Here is a 19,696-nt window from a genome sequence, read left to right on the forward strand (position 1 = left end):
CGGACGGACCACCCGCGCGGCCGGCAGAAAGCACGAGGCACCACCTGTGAAGGCACTCAGCAACAAATGGACCAGCGCTCCGCTCGGAGCGGGGCTCGCGATCGCCCTGCTCGGCGGCTGCGGCACCCAGAGCCACGGGGGAGCGGCCGACACCGGCAGCGCCATCGTCGTCGGCATGTCGGACGACGTCCTGGCCACCGATCCGGCCTCGGGGTACGACCCTGGATCCTGGCTCCTGTTCAACAACGTCTTCCAGTCCCTGCTGAGCTTCCCCAAGGGCGGCGCCGTCCCCCAGCCGGAAGCCGCGCGGGCCTGCGCGTTCGCGAACGGCAGCAGGACCTACCGCTGCACCCTGCGGGACGGACTCACCTTCAGCAACGGCGACTCCCTCACCTCCGAGGACGTCAAGTTCTCCTTCGAGCGGGCCCTCAGGATCGACGATCCCGCCGGGCCCGCGCCGCTGCTCTCCACGATCGGCTCCATCGCGACTCCGGACGCGCGGACCGTGATCTTCCACCTCAAGGTCCCCGACGCCACGTTCCCCAGCAAGATCGCGTCCGGCGCCGGCTCGATCGTCGACCACCGCGCCTACCCCGCGGACAGCCTCCGCAAGGACGGCAAGGCCGTCGGCTCGGGCCCGTACACCCTCACGTCGCTCGACACCTCCAAGGCCGTCTTCGGGGTCAACTCCCGCTACGACGGCACCGCCCAGGTGAAGAACTCGGGCATCACCCTGAGCCTGTTCCACGGGAACCAGAAGAAGCTGGCGACCGCGCTGGAGAAGGGTGACATCGATGTCGCGTACCGCGGCCTGACCGCCCCCGACATCGCGAAACTCCAGGACTCCACCGCCGCCTCCGACCAGGGCATCGACGTCGTCGAAGGCACCAGCGCCGAGGTCCAGCACCTCGTCTTCAACATGGACGACCCCGTCACGGGACAACTCGGCGTACGTCAGGCCATCGCCTACCTGGTGGACCGCGACGCCCTCGTCAGCAAGGTCTACCGGTCCACGGCGACCCCGCTCTACTCGATCGTCCCGGCCGGCATCACCGCCCACAACACGGCCTTCTTCGACCTGTACGGAGACAGCCCGCAGCCCGCCAAGGCCGCGCAGGCCCTGCGGTCCGCAGGCATCACCGGCAAGGTGAAACTCACCCTGTGGTCCACCCCGAGCCGCTACGGGCCCGCCACCGACCAGGAGTTCCGGGCCATCGCCGGACAGCTCGACGCGAGCGGCCTGTTCGACGCGCGCGTGCGCTCCGTCCCCTTCGACCAGTACGAGAAGGGCATCGCGGCCGGCAAGTACGGCGTCTACGTCAAGGGATGGGTCCCGGACTACCCCGATCCGGACAACTTCACCCAGCCGTTCTTCGGCAAGGACAACGTCCTCCAGAACCACTACGAGAACCCCGACATCACCGGCCGGATCATCCCCGACACCGCCGCCCAGGCCAACCGGGGCGCCACCGAGCGGGACTTCGGCGAACTCCAGGACGACGTCGCCCGCGACCTGCCGATCCTGCCCCTGTGGCAGGGCAAGCAGTACGCCGTCGCCTACGACAACGTCTCCGGACTGGAATGGACGCTCGACGCCTCGACCGTCTTCCGCTTCTGGGAGATCAGCAAGGACTGACGGCGGGCCCTCCGGCGGCCGTCACCGGGCGCCGGAGGGCCCTCACCGGCCTCCCCGGGGGCCGTCGCCGCCCCCCGGGGAGCCCGGAGGACTCACTGCGCGCCGGGGCGTACCAGCCCGCTCTCGTACGCGTACACCGCCGCCTGCACCCGGTCGCGCAGCCCCAGCTTCGTCAGCACATGACCCACGTGCGTCTTGACCGTCGTCTCGCTGACGAACAGGTCCGCGGCGATCTCCGCGTTCGACAACCCCCGCGCGACCAGCTTCAACACCTCGACCTCACGGTCCGTCAGCGTATGCAGGGTGTCCGGCACCGCGTCCTCGCCCGACGGCAGATGGTCCGCGTACTTGTCCAGGAGCCGCCGCGTGATGCTCGGCGCGAGCATCGCCTCGCCCGCCGCCACCACCCGGATCGCCTGCACCAGCTCGTTCGCCGGCGCGTCCTTCAGCAGGAAACCGCTCGCCCCCGCCCGCAACGCCTCCACCACGTACTCGTCGAGGTCGAACGTCGTCAGGACCAGCACCTTCGCCGGACCGTCCCGGCCAGGACCGGTGATCTGCCGGGTCGCCTCCACCCCGTCCATCCGGGGCATCCGGATGTCCATCAGCACCACGTCGGGCTGGAGCGCGCGCACCTGGTCGATGGCCTGAAGACCGTCCCCGGCCTCGCCGACGACCGCGATGTCGCCCTCCGCCTCCAGGATCATCCGGAAGCCGGTGCGCAACAGCGGCTGGTCATCGACCAGTAGGACGCGGACAGTCACGGGATCTCCTTCGATAGACCCGTCCCATTCTGCCCTGACCGCCCCACCCGGCAGCCGCCGGTCGTCCCTTCCCGCCTCTCCCCGTCAGACGACCGACGGGGTCCCGCCGCCCGCCTGCGGAGCCGGCACCGCCGCCGGCACGCCCGCCGGCACCACGGGCAGCGGATACACCGGAGGCGTACCGCCGAATTCCGGACACACCGCCTGGTGGTCGCACCACCCGCACAGCTTCGTGGGCCGCGGCCGCCAGTCACCCGTCCGCGTCGCCAGCTCGATCGCCTCCCACAGCGCCAGCAGCTTGCGCTCCACCCGCTCCAGATCCGCCTCCACCGGGTCGTACGTCACCACCTCGCCGCTCCCCAGATAGACCAGCTGGAGACGGCGCGGCACCACCTGCTTCCACCGCCACACCACCAGCGCGTAGAACGTCATCTGGAACAGCGCCCCCTCCGCGTACTCGGGCCGGGGCGCCTTGCCCGTCTTGTAGTCGACGATCCGCACCTCACCCGTCGGCGCCACGTCCACGCGGTCGATCACCCCGCGCAGCCGCAGCCCCGACGCCAGCTCCGTCTCCACGAACAGCTCGCGCTCCGCCGGCTCCAGCCGCGTCGGGTCCTCCAGCGAGAACCACCGCTCCACCAGCTGTTCGGCCTCCGCCAGCCAGCGCGTCAGCCGCTCGCCCTCCGGGTCCCCCGCGAACAACTCGGCCAGCTCCGGCCGCGACTCCAGCAGCCGGTCCCACTGGCCCGGCACCAGCGACCTCGCCCGCGGAGCCGTACGCTCCGCCGCCGGCGCGTCGAAGAGCCGCTCCAGCACGGCATGCACCAGCGTCCCGCGGGTCGCCGCCTCACTGGGCTTCTCGGGCAGTTTGTCGATGACCCGGAAGCGGTACAGCAAAGGACACTGCATGAAGTCGCTCGCACGGGAAGGCGACAGCGAAGTGGGCGGTCGGCTGGTACTCATGACGCAGACCCTACGGCCCGACACTGACAGCGAGCGGAATACCATCGACCACAGAGGGCACGCACTGCATGATCGAGCATGATCGTGTGCGTGACCCGCGCCGCCGACGAAGGGAACCCGTGAAAGAGGACGACGAGAGCGGCGAGAGCAGGCGGCCGCAGCCCCGGAAGGGGGACCAGGCCGCCGGCGGCAGACCGGCACGGCCCGCAGACCCCGGCGGCGGCATTCTCATGGGCCGCCCCTTCGGCGTACCCGTCTACGTCGCCCCCAGCTGGTTCCTGGTCGCCGCCCTGATCACCTGGATCTTCGGCGGCCAGCTCGGCCGCGTCCTGCCCGAGCTGGGCGCCGTACGCTACGCGATCGCCCTCTTCTTCGCGGTCGCCTTCTACGGCTCCGTCCTCGTCCACGAACTGGCCCACACCGTCGCCGCCCTGCGCTTCAAACTCCCCGTACGCCGCATCCAGCTCCAGTTCTTCGGCGGCGTCTCCGAGATCGAGAAGGAATCCGAGACCCCCGGACGCGAATTCGTCCTCGCCTTCGTGGGCCCCCTCCTCTCCCTCGTCCTCTCCGGCCTCTTCTACCTCGGCCTCCTCGCCGTCGACCCCGGCACCGTCCCCGGCGTCCTCCTCGCCGGACTGATGATCTCCAACCTGATCGTCGCCGCCTTCAACCTGCTCCCCGGCCTCCCGCTCGACGGCGGCCGGATGCTGCGCGCCGTCGTCTGGAAGATCACCGGCAAACCCATGAGCGGCACCGTCGCCGCCGCCTGGGTCGGCCGCGCCCTCGCCGTCGCCGTCCTCATCGGCCTCCCGCTCCTCACCCAGACCGGCGCCCTCGGCAACACCAACCGCGACATCGGAGGCCTGGAGACCGTCACCGACGCCCTCCTCGCCGCCGTCCTCGCCGCGATCATCTGGACCGGCGCAGGCAATAGCCTGCGCATGGCCCGCCTCCGCGAACACCTCCCCGAACTCCAGGCGCGCGTCCTCACCCGCCGCGCCGTCCCCGTCGAGGCCGCCACCCCCCTCTCCGAAGCCCTCCGCCGGGCCAACGAAGCGGGAGCCCGCGCCCTCGTCGTCGTGGACGGCCACGGCGACCCCACCGGAGTCGTCCGCGAGACCGCCATCGTCGGCGTCCCCCAGCACCGCCGCCCCTGGGTCGCCGTCAGCGGCCTCGCCCAGGACCTCAACGACGGCATGAAGGTCCCCGCCGACCTGGCCGGCGAAGCACTCCTGGACCGCCTCAGAGCCAGCCCCGCCACCGAGTACCTCGTCGTCGAGGAGACGGGCGAGATCTACGGCGTCCTCTCCACCGCCGACGTGGAACGCGCGTTCGTCGCGGCCATGGCCCGCCCCGAACCGCGCTAGGCCGTACGGCGGACAGAGGCACCGGATAAACCAGCTAGGCTGAACAACATGTCCGAACCGACCGGTGCCGCCCGCCGACGCGGGCCCTTCAAGGTCGGGGACCAGGTCCAGCTCACCGATCCCAAGGGACGCCACTACACCTTCACGCTCGAAGCCGGGAAGAACTTCCACACCCACAAAGGGTCGTTCCCGCACGACGAGCTGATCGGTGCTCCCGAGGGCAGCGTGGTCCGAACCACGGGAAACGTCGCCTACCTCGCGCTGCGCCCCCTGCTCCCCGACTATGTCCTGTCCATGCCCCGCGGCGCCGCCGTGGTCTACCCGAAGGACGCCGGCCAGATCCTGGCCTTCGCCGACATCTTCCCCGGCGCACGCGTCGTCGAGGCCGGTGTGGGCTCCGGCTCACTCAGCGCGTTCCTGCTGCGGGTCATCGGCGACCAGGGCATGCTCCACTCCTACGAGCGCCGCGAGGACTTCGCCGAGATCGCCCGGCAGAACGTGGAACGCTACTTCGGCGAACCCCACCCCGCCTGGCAGCTGACCGTCGGAGACCTCCAGGACAACCTGTCGGACACGGACGTCGACCGGGTCATCCTCGACATGCTCGCCCCCTGGGAGTGCGTCGAGACCGTCTCCAAGGCCCTCGTCCCCGGCGGCATCCTCTGCGCCTACGTCGCCACCACCACCCAGCTCGCCCGCACGGTCGAGACCATCAGGGAATTCGGCACGTTCAACGAACCGGCCGCCTGGGAATCCATGGTCCGCAACTGGCACGTCGAGGGCCTCGCCGTCCGCCCCGACCACCGGATGATCGGCCACACCGGCTTCCTCATCACGGCCCGCCGGCTCGCCGACGGCGTCGAACCGCCCCTGCGCCGCCGACGCCCCGCCAAGGGCGCGTACGGCGACGACTACGACGGTCCCGGCAGCGCCAGCGGCGGCGCCCCGCGCTGACCGGCGCCGGGCCCGTACCGGCGTCTCCAACACGACCGCACCGCCGTCCAGTTCCCCCGGCACGCACGGGAACCGGACGGCGGTTTCTTTATGTTGACGATACGGACCCCGCTGTTCCACGCCCCCTGTGACGTGTGGCACGATGCTGTCTCCCCACCGGTACCGCCCCCACAGGAGACCCTCCGCGTGCAGCTCTCCGACGTCCCGGACCTCGCGCACACCAGGCCCCGGCCGATGCACTGGCTCGCCACCGCCACCGCGATGGCCGGTGTCGTGGCGGTCGCCGGACTCCTCCAGCCCGGACCCGCGACGGCCTCCCAGGACAGCTCCGCCGCCAGGACCACCGGTGCCTCGCTGCCCGCCCCCGACCCGGCCGGCGTGACCTTCCCGCTGGAGTGCGCGGGCGCCGGCACCGTCGTCACGGAGAAGGCCTCCGGCGACCTCGACGGGGACGGCAGCCCCGAGACCGTCGCCGCCGTCCGCTGCGTGGCGGGATCCGGCACCCCGCCCAGCGGCCTCTACGTCCTCACCAGGGCCGGGAAGGACACCACCCGGTCACGGATCGTGGCCACCCTCCTGGACCCCAAGGAGAAGCAGAGCCTCAGCCCCGGCCTCGCCGTCCGCGACGGCGCCGTCACGGCGACCCTGCTGGGCTACTCGGGCCCCGACGTCCCCCGCTGCTGCCCGGACGAGAAACAACAGATCACCTGGCAGTGGAAGAACGGCGCCTTCGTACGGGGCACGGGCCCGGGATCGCAGAGCATATGACCCGCGACCCCCGGTGACCGCTCACTCTGTGTGACCGATCGCTCCGAGCGCGTCACTCCGCGTCGGGGCCGTACACCTCTACCCTGTCCGAAACGCGCCGTACGTGAATGCAGTCGCCCGGGCACTCCTTCGCGGAGTCCACGACGTCACGCAACAGCGTCAGCGGCACCGGAGTCGTCGCTCCCGGTGACTGGAGCAGCTCGTCCCCGGCACTCTTCACATACGCCAGCCCGTCGATGTCGAGCTCGAAGACCTCCGGCGCGTACTGGACACAGATCCCGTCCCCGGTGCAGAGGTCCTGGTCGATCCAGACCTCCAGAGGCTCGCGGACCTCGGTGACGCCTTCGGCGGTGGCCTCCTGCTGCACGATCATCTCTCCTGCCGTTTCCTGCGCCGGGTGGTGCAATATGGAGTAAGTCGCGCCAGCCCTGACGGGTGTTGAACACTCCGACGATACAACCGGCTGCTTTCCGAGCGCGCCGGGTGGGTATTGCACTGGCGTGAGGGAGCGTGAGGGAGAGCGCAAGAGTGAAGATCGGACACACCCGGCAGTCTTTGTGATCTAGGGGTTTCAATCACCACCCACGCAGGTAGGGTCAGGAAGCGTCCAGCTCCCCTTGGAGGAGGTGAGGACCGTGGCAGCCCACGACGACGACATCAACCGCGGTAACCGGCCGGGGCGGGGGTCAGAAGACCCAGCCGGCCAGGTTGCCTATCTCGAGCAGGAAATCGCCGTCCTGCGACGAAAGCTCGCCGACTCTCCGCGGCACACGAGGATTCTCGAAGAGCGGATCGTCGAGTTGCAGACGAACCTGGCGGGTGTGTCCGCGCAGAACGAGCGGCTCGCCAATACGCTCCGTGAGGCCCGCGACCAGATCGTGGCCCTCAAGGAAGAGGTCGACCGGCTCGCACAGCCGCCGGCCGGCTTCGGCGTCTTCCTGCAGGCGAACGAGGACGGAACGGCCGACATCTTCACCGGGGGCCGCAAGCTCCGGGTGAACGTCAGCCCCAGCGTCGAGCTCGAAGAGCTCAGACGCGGCCAGGAACTCATGCTCAACGAGGCCCTCAACGTGGTCGAGGCCATGGCCTACGAGAGCGCCGGGGACATCGTCACCCTCAAGGAGATCCTGGAGGACGGCGAGCGCGCCCTGGTGGTCGGGCACACCGACGAGGAACGGGTGGTACGGCTCGCCGAACCGCTCCTCGACATCAACATCCGCCCCGGCGACGCCCTGCTCCTCGAACCCCGCTCCGGGTACGTCTACGAGGTCATCCCCAAGAGCGAGGTCGAGGAACTCGTCCTCGAAGAGGTCCCCGACGTCGACTACGACAAGATCGGCGGCCTCGGCGGCCAGATCGAAATGATCCGCGACGCCGTCGAGCTCCCGTACCTCCACCCGGACCTCTTCAAGGAACACGAACTGCGGCCGCCGAAGGGCATCCTGCTCTACGGCCCGCCCGGCTGCGGAAAGACCCTCATCGCCAAGGCAGTCGCCAACTCCCTTGCCAAGAAGGTCGCCGAAGTCACCGGCCGGCCCGCCGGGAAGAGCTACTTCCTCAACATCAAGGGCCCCGAACTCCTCAACAAATACGTCGGCGAGACCGAGCGGCACATCCGCCTGGTCTTCCAGCGCGCCCGCGAGAAGGCCAGCGAGGGCACCCCCGTCATCGTCTTCTTCGACGAGATGGAATCCCTCTTCCGCACCCGCGGATCCGGCGTCAGCTCGGACGTGGAGAACACCATCGTCCCCCAGCTGCTCGCCGAGATCGACGGAGTGGAAGGCCTGGAGAACGTCATCGTCATCGGCGCCTCCAACCGGGAAGACATGATCGACCCCGCGATCCTGCGGCCCGGACGCCTCGATGTGAAGATCAAGATCGAGCGCCCGGACGCGGAGGCCGCGAAGGACATCTTCGCCAAGTACCTCAAGTCCTCGCTGCCCCTCCACGCGGACGATCTCTCCGAGCACCACAATTCCCGCGACGACGCGGTGCACGGCATGATCCAGACCGTGGTCGAACGGATGTACACCGAATCCGAGGAGAACCGCTTCCTCGAAGTCACGTACGCCAACGGAGACAAGGAAGTCCTCTATTTCAAGGACTTCAACTCCGGCGCCATGATCCAGAACATTGTCGACCGGTCGAAGAAGATGGCCATCAAGGACTTCCTCGACCACAACCAGAAGGGCCTCCGCGTCTCCCACCTCCTCCAGGCCTGCGTGGACGAGTTCAAGGAGAACGAGGACCTGCCCAACACCACCAACCCCGACGACTGGGCCAGGATCTCCGGAAAGAAGGGCGAGCGGATCGTATTCATCCGTACGCTCGTCACCGGAAAACAGGGCGCGGACACCGGGCGCTCCATCGACACGGTCGCGAACACCGGTCAATACCTGTAGAAGCGCGGACCGGCTGCGGATGTCCGCGAGGGCATCCGCAGCCGGTTGCTTTCCGCCACCGGTTTCCGCCACCCGCTTCCACCGCACCATCCACCACACCAGGCCAATGACGGAAATGATCTCCCCACCAGCGCTCAGGCGTTCTAGGCTCAGTGATACCGCCGAGTCGCGCAGTGCGGGGACGGGCACCGCACGCGCACCGGAGCACCAGCGGTACTTGAGCGCCGCTCCCGGACGGGAGCGACGCCGGGCAAGGAGGGCCGCATGACCGTACGGCGAGTAATGGGCATCGAGACGGAATACGGCATTTCCGTCCCGGGCCACCCGAACGCCAATGCCATGCTCACCTCGTCCCAGATCGTCAACGCCTACGCGGCGGCGATGCACCGGGCGCGCCGCGCCCGCTGGGACTTCGAGGAGGAGAACCCGCTGCGGGACGCACGGGGCTTCGACCTCGCACGGGAGACGGCCGACTCCAGCCAGCTCACCGACGAGGACATCGGCCTGGCGAACGTGATCCTCACCAACGGAGCACGGCTCTACGTCGACCACGCCCACCCCGAATACAGCTCCCCGGAGATCACCAACCCCCGCGACGCCGTCCTCTGGGACAAGGCCGGCGAACGCATCATGGCCGAGGCCGCCGAACGGGCCGCGCAGCTCCCCGGCGCCCAGCCCATCCACCTCTACAAGAACAACACCGACAACAAGGGCGCGTCCTACGGCACGCACGAGAACTACCTGATGAAGCGGGAGACCCCCTTCTCGGACATCGTGCGTCACCTGACGCCCTTCTTCGTCTCCCGGCAGGTCGTCACCGGGGCCGGACGGGTCGGAATCGGCCAGGACGGCCACGAACACGGCTTCCAGATCAGCCAGCGCGCCGACTACTTCGAGGTCGAGGTCGGGCTGGAGACCACACTCAAGCGGCCCATCATCAACACCCGCGACGAACCGCACTCGGACGCCGAGAAATACCGCAGGCTCCATGTGATCATCGGCGACGCGAACCTCTCGGAGATCTCCACCTACCTCAAGCTCGGCACCACCTCGCTCGTCCTCTCGATGATCGAGGACGGCTTCATCAACGTCGACCTGGCCGTCGACCAGCCGGTCCGTACGCTGCACCAGGTCTCGCACGACCCGACCCTGGGCCGGCTGATCACACTGCGCAGCGGGCGGACACTCACCGCCGTACAGCTCCAGATGGAGTACTTCGAGCTGGCCAGGAAATACACCGAGGAACGGTACGGAGCCGACGCCGACGAGCAGACCAAGGACATCCTGGTCCGCTGGGAGGACACGCTCAACCGGCTGGAGAACGACCCGATGAGCCTGTCGGGGGAGCTCGACTGGATCACCAAGCGCGAGATCCTGGAAGGCTACCGCCGCCGGGACAACCTGGACTGGGACGCGGCGCGGCTGCACCTCGTGGACCTCCAGTACGCGGACGTACGCCCCGAGAAGGGCCTCTACAACCGCCTGGTGGCCCGCGGCAAGATGTCCAGGCTCCTGGACGACCAGGACGTCGAACGCGCCAGGACCAAGCCTCCCGAGGACACCAGGGCCTACTTCCGCGGGCGCTGCCTGGAGCAGTACGCGGACGACGTGGCGGCCGCCTCGTGGGACTCGGTCATCTTCGACCTCCCGGGCCGTGACTCACTGCAACGGGTGCCGACGCTGGAACCGCTGCGCGGTACACGCAACCACGTCAAGGAGCTCCTGGACCGCTGCCGTACGGCGGAAGAGCTGGTCCGAGTGCTGTCCGGCGGCTGAAAAGGCCCCCGGAAGGGAATCATGCGGGTGGCCCCCGGACGTTGTAGCAACTGCGGGGCCGATGTCGGACCCGGCTTGTAGGGTCTGATCAAGAAGGTCACATCGAGCGGGGCGAACCGAGCGGGGTGTGAGGGATATGGCGACCAAGGACACAGGCGGCGGACAGCAGAAGGCGACGCGTTCCACGGAGGAGGTCGAGGAGCAGTCCCAGGACGCGGCCACGACCGAGGACCTCAAGGAACGCCAGGAAAAGCTGTCGGACGACGTGGACTCCGTTCTTGACGAGATCGACGACGTGCTCGAGGAGAACGCAGAGGACTTCGTGCGCTCCTTCGTCCAAAAGGGCGGACAGTAGTCACGGATGTGAACGGGTGAAGGGGTGCTCCCGATGTGGGGAGCACCTACCTCGTGGGGCGTTCGGACCGTGTCGGCGCGGCGGTGGTGACGGCCCGTCCGATCCGCGAAGCCGCTCCGGCAGTTCATGTGGATCACCGTCACGAGACGGGTAGGGTCCGTGGCGTACTGTGCTTCAACTGCAATTCGGCCATCGGTAAGTTGGGAGACGATCCCGACACCTTGCGTCGCGCCATCGCTTATCTGGAGGGAAACGCGTGGAAGCCAACACTCGTAGCACCGGGCGTCTACCAGCTGCCTTCCTGACGCCCGGGTCGTCCTCGTTCATGGATTTCCTGTCGGCGCAGTCGCCGGACATGCTGCCGGGCAAGCGGTCGCTGCCGCCTCTCCAGGGTGCGATCGAGGCGCCGCACGGCACGACGATCGTCGCGGTGACGTTTCCCGGTGGTGTGGTGCTGGCCGGTGACCGGCGGGCGACCATGGGGAACATGATCGCGCAGCGCGACATCGAGAAGGTCTTCCCGGCCGACGAGTACTCGGCCGTGGGCATCGCGGGCACGGCGGGTCTGGCCGTGGAGATGGTGAAGCTCTTCCAGCTGGAGCTGGAGCACTTCGAGAAGGTCGAAGGGGCCACGCTCTCCCTGGAGGGCAAGGCCAACCGGCTCTCCACGATGATCCGCAGCAACCTGGCGATGGCCATGCAGGGCCTGGCCGTCGTCCCGCTCTTCGCCGGCTACGACGTGGACCGCGGCAAGGGCCGCATCTTCTCGTACGACGTGACGGGCGGCCGCTCCGAGGAGACGGGGTACGCGTCCACCGGGTCCGGTTCCATCTTCGCCCGGGGCGCGATGAAGAAGCTCTACCACGACGAGCTGACGGAGCAGCAGGCCACGACGCTGGTGATCCAGGCGCTGTACGACGCGGCGGACGACGACTCGGCGACGGGCGGCCCGGACGTGGCCCGCCGGATCTACCCGATCGTCACGGTGATCACGGAGGACGGTTTCCGGCGGCTGAACGACGCGGATTCCGCCGAGATCGCCCGCTCGATCCTGGAGCGGCGCCTGCAACAGCCCGACGGTCCGCGCGCCGCGCTGCTCTGACCGCCACCCCTCTTCTGAACACCATGCCACTGACAGAAAGGGACGGATAGCCGGTGTCGACGCCGTTCTATGTCTCACCCCAGCAGGCGATGGCCGACCGGGCGGAATACGCCAGGAAGGGCATCGCCCGCGGTCGCAGTCTGGTTGTGCTCCAGTACGCCGACGGCATCGTCTTCGTCGGCGAGAACCCGTCCCGGGCGCTGCACAAGTTCAGCGAGATCTACGACCGGATCGGCTTCGCGGCCGCCGGCAAGTACAACGAGTACGAGAACCTGCGGATCGGTGGTGTGCGCTACGCGGATCTGCGCGGGTACACCTACGACCGCGACGACGTGACGGCCCGTGGGCTCGCCAACGTATACGCGCAGACGCTGGGCACGATCTTCTCCAGTGCCGGTGAGAAGCCGTACGAGGTGGAGCTGGTGGTGGCCGAGGTGGGGTCCACGCCGGACGGTGACCAGATCTACCGGCTTCCGCACGACGGTTCGATCGTGGACGAGCACGGCTCGGTCGCGGTGGGCGGGAACGCGGAGCAGATCAGTACGTTCCTGGACCAGCAGCACCGTGAGGGCATGTCCCTCGCGGAGGCGTTGAAGCTGGCGGTGCAGGCGCTGTCGCGGGACACCAACGGTGGTGAGCGGGAGATTCCGGCCGAGCGGCTGGAGGTGGCGGTCCTGGACCGTGAGCGTCCGCAGGCGCGGAAGTTCAAGCGGGTGGTGGGCCGTCAGCTGGCGCGTCTGCTGGAGGCGGACGGTGCGGCGTCGACCCCGACGGACGCGCCGTCGGACACGGAGGACGCGGAGCCCGGCTCCGGATCCGACTCCGGTACCGGTTCGGGCGGGACGTCGGCCGACTCCGACAAGTAGGTCAAGTAGGTGAAGTAGCGCGCGGGGCGCTGTGGGTCCCGTACGTACCGGACGGCTTTACGCGCCGGGCAGGCCGAGCACGGGCCTGCCCGGCGTTGTGCTGTCCGGTGCGGGTGCGGTGGAGCCTCGTACCACGAGGGACACGGGGAGGTCGCCCGGCTCGGGCCGGCGCCCTTCGAGGACGGCGAGGAGCGCCGTCATACCGCGTTCGCCCACCTGTTCGGCGGGCAGGCGGACGGTGGTGAGTTCCGGTTCGACGGCGGTGGCCAGCGCCAGGTCGTCGAAGCCGGTGACGGACACGTCGTGGGGGACGCGCAGGCCGAGGTGGCGTACGGCTTTGCAGGCGCCGGCGGCGAAGATGTCGCCGTCGCAGACGACGGCGGTGGGCCGGGGGCCGGGGCCGGTGAGGGCGCGCAGGGTGGCTTCTTTGGCGGCGCCGATGTCGAAGGGCGCGGTCACGGTGGTGACGCTCGCGTCGGGGACGTCCCGTACGGCGTCGGCGAGGGCTCCGGCGCGGACCCCGAAGGTCCAGGAGTCGACGGCGGACGCGAGGTGGACGAGGCGGCGGTGGCCGAGGCCGAGGAGGTGGCCGGTGACCTGGCGGAAGCCGTCGGCGATGTCGAGGTTGACCTGGGCGGCGGCTCCGGGGGCGGCGGGGTCGCTGTCGAGCATGACGAGGGGGAGTCCGGTGTCGCGGATCGCGGCGAGGGCGTCGGTGGCCATGGAGGAGGCGATGACGCCGTCGAGTGCGGTGCGGGCGGAGCCGAAGGGGTCCCTGGCGGGTCCGATGCCGGCGGGTGAGGGGTAGATGACGACGCCGAAGCCGTGTTCGGCGGCGACGGCGGCGGCGCCGGTGTAGACGCGGGCGAAGAATTCGTTGGTGAGGGCGGGGACGACGAGCAGGGCGGTCCTGGTGCGGCCGAGGCGCAGGCTGCGGGCGGCGAGGTTGGGGGTGTAGCCGAGGGTCCGTGCGGTCTCGCGCACCTGCGCGGCGGTGGGTTCGGAGACCCGGCCGCGCCACTTGTCGCCGAGGACGAGCGACACCGTGGCCTGGGAGACGCCGGCGGCGCGGGCCACGTCCCGGCTGGTGGGCCGCGGGGGGTGTGCTGTCATGGCTGCCGATCTCGGTGGTGTGGACCTGCGGACTGCGCTCATGGTACGTATGACGTCCGCACGTTATACGTAAAACTCGGCACGCCGGAAGGGATCCGGCCACGCCGGGCACGAGGGGACGGACCATGGCCGCGGGGTACGCAGACATACTCAGGGCGCCGCACGCGGCGCGCCTGCTCACGGGCACGCTGGTGGGACGGCTGCCGAACGCCACGGCCCCCATCGCCATCGTCCTGCTGGTGCGCGCGGCGGGCGGGAGCTACAGCCTGGCCGGCGGGCTCGCGGCGGTGTACGGCATCGCCAACGCGGTCGGCCAGCCGCTGCTGGGGCGAGCGGTGGACCTGTACGGCCAGCCGCGCGTCCAGCTGCCCGCCGCCGTGGTCTCGGCGCTGGGCGCGGTCCTGCTGGTGACTGCGGGCATCGGGTCGCTGCCGGTCGCGTACGCGGCCGTGGTGGTGGCGGGTCTGGCCACGCCGCCGCTGGAGGGCGGCCTGCGGGCCCTGTGGCCCCGGGTCCTGGGCGCCGAGGAGCGGGTGCACCGGGCGTACGCGATGGACGCGGTGGCGCAGGAGGTGATGTTCACGGTCGGTCCGCTGCTCGTGACGCTGCTGGTCTCGCTGTGGTCGCCGGGCGCCGCCCTGCTGGTCCTGAACGCGGTCGGGGTGCTCGGGGCGCTGTCGGTGGTGCTGTCGGAGCCGTCGCGCGCCTGGCGTTCGGCGCCCCGGGAGGCGCACTGGCTGGGCGCGCTGCGCTCGCCGGGGCTGCTGGCGCTGCTGGGCGCGTTCCTGTTCGTGGGCATCGCGCTGGGGTCGATCACGGTCGCGGGGGTGGCGTACGCGGACGACCACGGCCGGGAGGCGGTGTACACGTGGCTGATGGCCGCGCTGGGCCTGGGGGCGCTGGTGGGCGGCTCGGTGTACGGGGCGCGGGAGTGGACGGGGGCGCCCGAGCGGCGGCTGCGGGTGATCGTGGCGCTGCTGGCACTCGGCTATCTGCCGCTGATCCTCACCCCCGGTGTCCTGGCGATGACGGCGTTCGCCGCGGTCGCCGGGGTGTTCCTGGCGCCGGCCATCGCGTGCGCGTTCCTGGTGGTGGACCGGCACGCTCCGCGGGGCACGGTCACGGAGGCGTTCTCGTGGCTCGTGACGACCTTCGGGGTGGGCGCGTCCCTGGGAACGGCCGTCGCGGGCCCGGTGGTGGAGCTGGCCGGGACGTCGGCGAGTTTCGCCGTGGCGGGGGCGGGCGGGACGGTCGCGCTGCTGGTCCTGCTGGCCACTCAGCGGGTGCTCTCGGCTCCTCTCCGTCCTTCGAATGCCGTACCTCTGATCGAAAATGATCGAAGCGGGGCGGCCGAACCCGGTTTGGGCTCAGGCCATCAGGCGTAATGTTCAGACATGGACCGCCGCATTTTCGGGCTGGAGAACGAGTACGGCGTCACGTGCACGTTCAGGGGACAGCGCCGACTGTCACCTGACGAAGTGGCGCGCTACCTCTTCCGCCGTGTTGTCTCATGGGGCCGCAGCAGCAATGTCTTTCTGCGGAACGGCGCCCGCCTCTACCTCGATGTCGGTTCGCATCCGGAATACGCCACTCCCGAATGCGACAACGTGACCGAGCTGGTCACCCACGACAAGGCCGGCGAGCGCATTCTCGAAGGCCTGCTCGTCGACGCCGAACGCCGCCTGCACGAGGAGGGAATCGCGGGCGACGTCTATCTCTTCAAGAACAACACCGACTCGGCGGGAAACTCGTACGGGTGCCACGAGAACTACCTCGTCGCCCGGCACGGAGAGTTCTCCCGGCTCGCGGACATTCTCATTCCCTTCCTCGTCACCCGCCAGCTCCTCTGCGGCGCCGGCAAGGTGCTCCAGACGCCGCGCGGGGCGGTCTACTGCGTCAGTCAGCGCGCCGAGCACATCTGGGAGGGGGTCAGCTCCGCGACGACCCGCTCCCGGCCGATCATCAACACCCGTGACGAGCCGCACGCGGACGCGGAGCGCTACCGCCGTCTGCATGTGATCGTCGGCGACTCGAACATGTCCGAGACGACCATGCTGCTCAAGGTCGGGGCCACCGACCTCGTGCTGCGCATGATCGAGGCGGGCACGGTGATGCGCGACCTGACCCTGGAGAACCCGATCCGGGCGATCCGCGAGGTCAGCCACGACATCACGGGCCAACGCAAGGTGCGCCTGGCGAGCGGCCGGGAGGCCTCCGCCATCGAGGTCCAGCGGGAGTACTACGAGAAGGCCGTGGACTTCGTGGACCGCCGGGGCATCCGCACCGGTGTGGTCGCGCAGGTCCTGGAGCTGTGGGGCCGGACGCTGGACGCGATCGAGGCGGAGGACCTCGACCGTATCGGCACGGAGATCGACTGGGTCATGAAGTACAAGCTCATCGAGCGCTACCGCGCCAAGCACAACATGACCATGTCCAATCCGCGGGTCGCGCAGATAGACCTCGCCTACCACGACATCCACCGTCGCCGGGGTCTCTACTACCTCCTGGAGAAGCGCGGGCAGGCCGCCAGGATCTGCAACGACATGAAGATCTTCGAGGGCAAGTCCGTGCCCCCGCAGACCACCAGGGCCCGGTTGCGCGGCGACTTCATCCGCCGGGCGCAGGAGCAGCGGCGGGACTTCACCGTCGACTGGGTCCATCTCAAGCTCAACGACCAGGCGCAGCGCACGGTGCTGTGCAAGGACCCCTTCCGGTCGGTGGACGACCGGGTGGAGAAGCTCATCGCGGGGATGTGATCCCCGCCCGTACGGGTGTCCGCCGGGGCACTCGTCACGGGTACGGCGGCACGCCAGGACCCCCGTGGTCCTGGCGTGCCGCTGTGTCGGGCGTGCCGGATGAGGTTGATAGCAAAGGCACAAGCCGTAGAGTGGCGGGCGTTGCCCTCACCCCCCTAGCCCGAGTTGGACTCATGAACCACACGAAGAACAAGCGCCGTCTCGCTGTGGCACTGGCCGTGCCCGCCCTGCTGCTGTCCGCCGTGGCGTGCGGTTCGGACGACAAGAGCGGTGGTGGCGGTGACGACGAGGGCGGGTCGAAGCCCGTGGTCAAGGTGGAGGGGGCGTTCGGCGCCCAGCCGAAGATCACGACTCCGAAGGACGCCAAGCCCTCGGACAAGCTGATCGCCACGACGGTCATCCAGGGCAAGGGCGCGAAGGTCACGAAGGACAACTTCGTCCGCCTGGACTTCGAGGGCCAGACGATGAAGGACGGCCAGAGCCTCGGCGGCAGCTGGTCCGCGGCGGCGCAGGCCCAGACGAAGGGGCCGCGCCCCCAGCTGGTGTCGCAGCTGAACGAGCTGGGCATCCAGCAGAGCAGCCAGCGGATCCCCGCCAAGGTCCTGGAAGCGGTCATCGGCCAGAAGACCGGCAGCCGCGTCGAGGTGGAGGGGACGGCCCAGGCGCTCATCGGCGCCGGCCTCAACCCGGAGTCGGGCATCAAGGCGACCGACGGCCTGGTGTGGGTCGTGGACGTGGTGAACGCCGCGTCGGTGGACGCGAAGGCCGAGGTCAAGGGCGACCAGGCCGCTCCGGACGCGGGTCTTCCCACGGTGAAGGCCCCGTCCCGGAAGGCCGCGGAGATCACCGTCCCCAAGGGTGAGAAGGCCCCCAAGGAGCTGGAGCAGCAGATCCTCATCAAGGGGACGGGTCCGGAGGTCAAGGCGGGCGAGGGCCTGATCGGGCAGTACACCGGGGTGAAGTGGGAGGACGGCAAGAAGTTCGACTCGTCCTGGGACCACGGCGGCGCCATCGGCTTCCAGATCGGTACGGGCTCGGTGGTGGCGGGCTGGGACAAGGGCCTCACCGGCAAGCACGTCGGTGACCGGGTCGAGCTGGTGATCCCCCCGAAGGACGGCTACGGCGCCGTGGACGGCAACGAGCTCCAGAAGAACACGCTCGTCTTCGTGGTCGACATCATCGGCAAGGTCTGACGGCCATCTGCGAGACTGGCACGGTTTGAGACTGCGTTCCTAGGAGTAATCACGTGAGCATCGAGAAGCCCGAGGTCGACTTCCCGGAGGGCGAGCCGCCCACCGAGCTGGACATCAAGGAGATCTGGGAGGGTGACGGCGAGGTCGCCAAGGCCGGTGACACCGTCTCCGTCCACTACGTGGGCGTGGCCTTCTCCACGGGCGAGGAGTTCGACTCGTCCTGGAACCGCGGTACGCCGCTGAAGTTCCAGCTCGGTGTCGGACAGGTCATCCAGGGCTGGGACCAGGGTGTGCAGGGCATGAGGGTCGGCGGACGGCGCCAGCTGATCATCCCGGCGGACCTGGCGTACGGCGACCGTGGCGCGCCCGGGGCGATCGAGCCCGGCGAGACGCTGATCTTCGTCTGCGATCTGGTCGCTGTCTGATCATCACCGGACACCCCGAGGGCCCGTGCCGACCGGCGCGGGCCCTCGGGCGTGTCGCGGACACGCCCGAGCTTTGCCGCACCATCCCATGGCGGTACGGTCAACGGGCGGGCCGTGTGTGATCCCGCACGACCGAAGGGGAGCAGAGCGTCGATGGCCATTGCCAAGGCCGAGCGGTTGATGAATCTGGCGCTGTGTCTGCTGGGCACCCGCCGCCCCCTCAGCAAGCGCGAACTGCGCGGCTCCATCGAGGCGTATCTGGAAGCCGGCACCGACGACTCCTTCAACCGGATGTTCGAGCGCGACAAGGACGACCTGCGCGAGCTGGGCCTGGTCATCGAGACGGTCGAGAACCTCGACGGGGACACCGGCTATCTGGCCCGGCGGGACAGCAACCGGCTGCCGGCGATCACGCTGGACGCCGAGGAGGCCGCGGCGCTGGGCCTGGCCGCCAAGGTGTGGCAGCAGGCGCGGCTGGCCGGCGCGGCCAGCGGCGCGCTCCAGAAGCTGCGGGCCGCCGGGATGCCGGAGGCCGAGGACTCGTACGAGGCGCACCACAGCGCCCTGGAACCGCGCATCCCCGTCCACGAGGCGGCCTTCGAGCCGCTGATGCTGGCCTGCCGTGACCGGCGGCCCGTCGTCTTCGACTACCGCAAGGGCAACGCGGCGACCGCCGGGACGCGCCAGGTCGAGCCGTGGACGCTGGAGTGCTGGCGCGGGCACTGGTACCTGGCGGGCTGGGACCGCGACCGGGGCGCCGAGCGGGTCTTCCGACTCTCGCGGATCACCGGCCGGGTCCGCTCCCGGTCGGGGACGTTCACCGCGCCGGTGCCGGACGTGGTCACCGTACGGGAGACCGTGGAGAGCTGGGCGGGGGAGACGGCGACCCGGTCGGCGCTGATCCGGCTGCGGGCGGGCGCGGGCTACCCGCTGCGGTCGCGGGCGCTGTCGTCGCGGGAGCTGGGCGACGGCTGGGACGAGCTGGAGATCCCGTACGGGCACGGTCTCGACGCCTGGCTGGTGGAGTTCGGCCCCGACGTGGCCGTGGTGGAGCCCGCGGACCTGCGGGCCGACGTGGTGGAGCGGCTGCGCGCCGTGGCCAAGGGCTAGGGCGTGTCCGCGAAGTGGGGTCTGGCTCGCGGCGTCTGGCACGCGCGCTCGCGGCGTTGTCGGACCCACCCCGTACGTCCGGTACGGGGTGGGTCCTCCGCCTTGCGATCGCACGCACCAGACACCGCGAGCCCCGCCCTCCGGGC

General features: G+C 69.6%; 18 protein-coding genes and 1 pseudogene. 15 read left to right on the forward strand and 4 right to left on the reverse strand.

Translation table 11 applies throughout. The features are described 5' to 3' along the window. The first annotated feature begins 46 nt into the window (after positions 1–46). Positions 47–1,636 carry an ABC transporter substrate-binding protein gene (locus GT042_RS33810; protein ID WP_161312505.1) on the forward strand — a complete coding sequence of 530 codons (1,590 nt, stop codon included), beginning with the start codon at positions 47–49 and terminating at the stop codon, positions 1,634–1,636. A 92-nt stretch (positions 1,637–1,728) separates the two neighbouring features. On the opposite strand, the gene GT042_RS33815 is transcribed toward GT042_RS33810, so the two are convergent. Next, entirely contained in the window at positions 1,729–2,400 is a 672-nt protein-coding gene (locus GT042_RS33815) for a response regulator transcription factor (protein ID WP_161312506.1), read from the reverse strand. A gap of 84 nt (positions 2,401–2,484) precedes the next feature. Then, positions 2,485–3,408, reverse strand: coding sequence for a PD-(D/E)XK nuclease family protein (locus GT042_RS33820; protein ID WP_161312507.1), 924 nt, complete (start codon positions 3,406–3,408; stop codon positions 2,485–2,487). 74 nt (positions 3,409–3,482) lie between these two features. Between GT042_RS33820 and GT042_RS33825 the strand changes: the two genes are divergently transcribed. The 3 genes from GT042_RS33825 (at position 3,483) to GT042_RS33835 (ending at position 6,452) form a co-directional block, all read left to right on the forward strand. After that, complete coding sequence (locus GT042_RS33825) at positions 3,483–4,730, forward strand: site-2 protease family protein (protein WP_161312508.1); 1,248 nt, start codon at positions 3,483–3,485, stop codon at positions 4,728–4,730. 48 nt (positions 4,731–4,778) lie between these two features. Beyond that, positions 4,779–5,684: a tRNA (adenine-N1)-methyltransferase gene (locus GT042_RS33830; RefSeq protein ID WP_161312509.1), complete on the forward strand. Its 906-nt coding sequence runs from the start codon at positions 4,779–4,781 to the stop codon at positions 5,682–5,684. A 186-nt stretch (positions 5,685–5,870) separates the two neighbouring features. Further along, positions 5,871–6,452 (forward strand): hypothetical protein, encoded by a 582-nt coding sequence (locus GT042_RS33835; RefSeq protein ID WP_161312510.1) that lies wholly within the window; start codon positions 5,871–5,873, stop codon positions 6,450–6,452. 52 nt (positions 6,453–6,504) lie between these two features. Here GT042_RS33835 and GT042_RS33840 read toward each other — a convergent pair whose 3' ends face one another. After that, positions 6,505–6,825, reverse strand: a complete 321-nt coding sequence (locus tag GT042_RS33840; RefSeq protein WP_161312511.1) for a ferredoxin — start codon at positions 6,823–6,825, stop codon at positions 6,505–6,507. 262 nt (positions 6,826–7,087) lie between these two features. Here GT042_RS33840 and arc point away from each other — a divergent pair, with 262 nt between their 5' ends. The 6 genes and pseudogenes from arc to prcA all read left to right on the forward strand — a co-directional run bounded on the left by arc (position 7,088) and on the right by prcA (position 12,953). Further along, complete coding sequence (gene arc / locus GT042_RS33850) at positions 7,088–8,854, forward strand: proteasome ATPase (RefSeq protein WP_161312512.1); 1,767 nt, start codon at positions 7,088–7,090, stop codon at positions 8,852–8,854. 264 nt (positions 8,855–9,118) lie between these two features. After that, positions 9,119–10,630: a depupylase/deamidase Dop gene (gene dop / locus GT042_RS33855; protein WP_161312513.1), complete on the forward strand. Its 1,512-nt coding sequence runs from the start codon at positions 9,119–9,121 to the stop codon at positions 10,628–10,630. A gap of 136 nt (positions 10,631–10,766) precedes the next feature. Then, entirely contained in the window at positions 10,767–10,985 is a 219-nt protein-coding gene (locus GT042_RS33860; RefSeq protein WP_161312514.1) for a ubiquitin-like protein Pup, read from the forward strand. A 113-nt stretch (positions 10,986–11,098) separates the two neighbouring features. Continuing rightward, positions 11,099–11,290, forward strand: a pseudogene (locus tag GT042_RS33865) (endonuclease VII domain-containing protein); the annotation flags it as partial. Then, positions 11,242–12,087 (forward strand): proteasome subunit beta, encoded by an 846-nt coding sequence (prcB, locus tag GT042_RS33870; RefSeq protein WP_161312515.1) that lies wholly within the window; start codon positions 11,242–11,244, stop codon positions 12,085–12,087. The pseudogene GT042_RS33865 and the gene prcB, both read left to right, overlap by 49 nt. A 53-nt stretch (positions 12,088–12,140) precedes the next feature. Next, a complete protein-coding gene (prcA, locus tag GT042_RS33875) occupies positions 12,141–12,953 on the forward strand; it encodes a proteasome subunit alpha (RefSeq protein ID WP_161312516.1) in 813 nt (270 codons plus the stop codon). 57 nt (positions 12,954–13,010) lie between these two features. Here the strand turns inward: prcA and GT042_RS33880 are convergent, their stop codons facing one another. Then, positions 13,011–14,066, reverse strand: a complete 1,056-nt coding sequence (locus tag GT042_RS33880) for a LacI family DNA-binding transcriptional regulator (protein ID WP_161312517.1) — start codon at positions 14,064–14,066, stop codon at positions 13,011–13,013. A 125-nt stretch (positions 14,067–14,191) separates the two neighbouring features. Between GT042_RS33880 and GT042_RS33885 the strand changes: the two genes are divergently transcribed. The 5 genes from GT042_RS33885 to GT042_RS33905 all read left to right on the forward strand — a co-directional run bounded on the left by GT042_RS33885 (position 14,192) and on the right by GT042_RS33905 (position 19,550). Next, positions 14,192–15,451, forward strand: coding sequence for an MFS transporter (locus tag GT042_RS33885; RefSeq protein ID WP_161312518.1), 1,260 nt, complete (start codon positions 14,192–14,194; stop codon positions 15,449–15,451). Positions 15,452–15,460: 9 nt separating this feature from the next. Next, positions 15,461–16,822 carry a Pup--protein ligase gene (pafA, locus tag GT042_RS33890; RefSeq protein WP_161312519.1) on the forward strand — a complete coding sequence of 454 codons (1,362 nt, stop codon included), beginning with the start codon at positions 15,461–15,463 and terminating at the stop codon, positions 16,820–16,822. A 173-nt stretch (positions 16,823–16,995) separates the two neighbouring features. Then, entirely contained in the window at positions 16,996–18,015 is a 1,020-nt protein-coding gene (locus tag GT042_RS33895) for an FKBP-type peptidyl-prolyl cis-trans isomerase (RefSeq protein WP_161312520.1), read from the forward strand. Between the two features lie 53 nt (positions 18,016–18,068). Next, on the forward strand, positions 18,069–18,440 hold the full coding sequence (locus tag GT042_RS33900) for an FKBP-type peptidyl-prolyl cis-trans isomerase (RefSeq protein ID WP_161312521.1): 372 nt from the start codon (positions 18,069–18,071) through the stop codon (positions 18,438–18,440). Positions 18,441–18,593: 153 nt separating this feature from the next. Further along, positions 18,594–19,550, forward strand: coding sequence for a WYL domain-containing protein (locus GT042_RS33905; protein WP_161312522.1), 957 nt, complete (start codon positions 18,594–18,596; stop codon positions 19,548–19,550). The last annotated feature ends 146 nt before the right edge of the window (positions 19,551–19,696 follow it).

Origin of the sequence: Streptomyces sp. SID3212, assembly GCF_009865405.1 — a bacterium.
Lineage (GTDB): Bacteria > Actinomycetota > Actinomycetes > Streptomycetales > Streptomycetaceae > Streptomyces.

Bases quoted from the DNA above. Each gene is read 5' to 3' on its own strand.
- GT042_RS33820 (WP_161312507.1), bottom strand. From the start codon at position 3,408: ATGGTATTCCGCTCGCTGTCAGTGTCGGGCCGTAGGGTCTGCGTCATG.
- GT042_RS33830 (WP_161312509.1), top strand. From the start codon at position 4,779: ATGTCCGAACCGACCGGTGCCGCCCGCCGACGCGGGCCCTTCAAGGTC.
- GT042_RS33840 (WP_161312511.1), bottom strand. From the start codon at position 6,825: ATGATCGTGCAGCAGGAGGCCACCGCCGAAGGCGTCACCGAGGTCCGC.
- dop (WP_161312513.1), top strand. From the start codon at position 9,119: ATGACCGTACGGCGAGTAATGGGCATCGAGACGGAATACGGCATTTCC.
- GT042_RS33860 (WP_161312514.1), top strand. From the start codon at position 10,767: ATGGCGACCAAGGACACAGGCGGCGGACAGCAGAAGGCGACGCGTTCC.
- GT042_RS33880 (WP_161312517.1), bottom strand. From the start codon at position 14,066: ATGACAGCACACCCCCCGCGGCCCACCAGCCGGGACGTGGCCCGCGCC.
- GT042_RS33885 (WP_161312518.1), top strand. From the start codon at position 14,192: ATGGCCGCGGGGTACGCAGACATACTCAGGGCGCCGCACGCGGCGCGC.
- pafA (WP_161312519.1), top strand. From the start codon at position 15,461: ATGGACCGCCGCATTTTCGGGCTGGAGAACGAGTACGGCGTCACGTGC.
- GT042_RS33895 (WP_161312520.1), top strand. From the start codon at position 16,996: ATGAACCACACGAAGAACAAGCGCCGTCTCGCTGTGGCACTGGCCGTG.
- GT042_RS33905 (WP_161312522.1), top strand. From the start codon at position 18,594: ATGGCCATTGCCAAGGCCGAGCGGTTGATGAATCTGGCGCTGTGTCTG.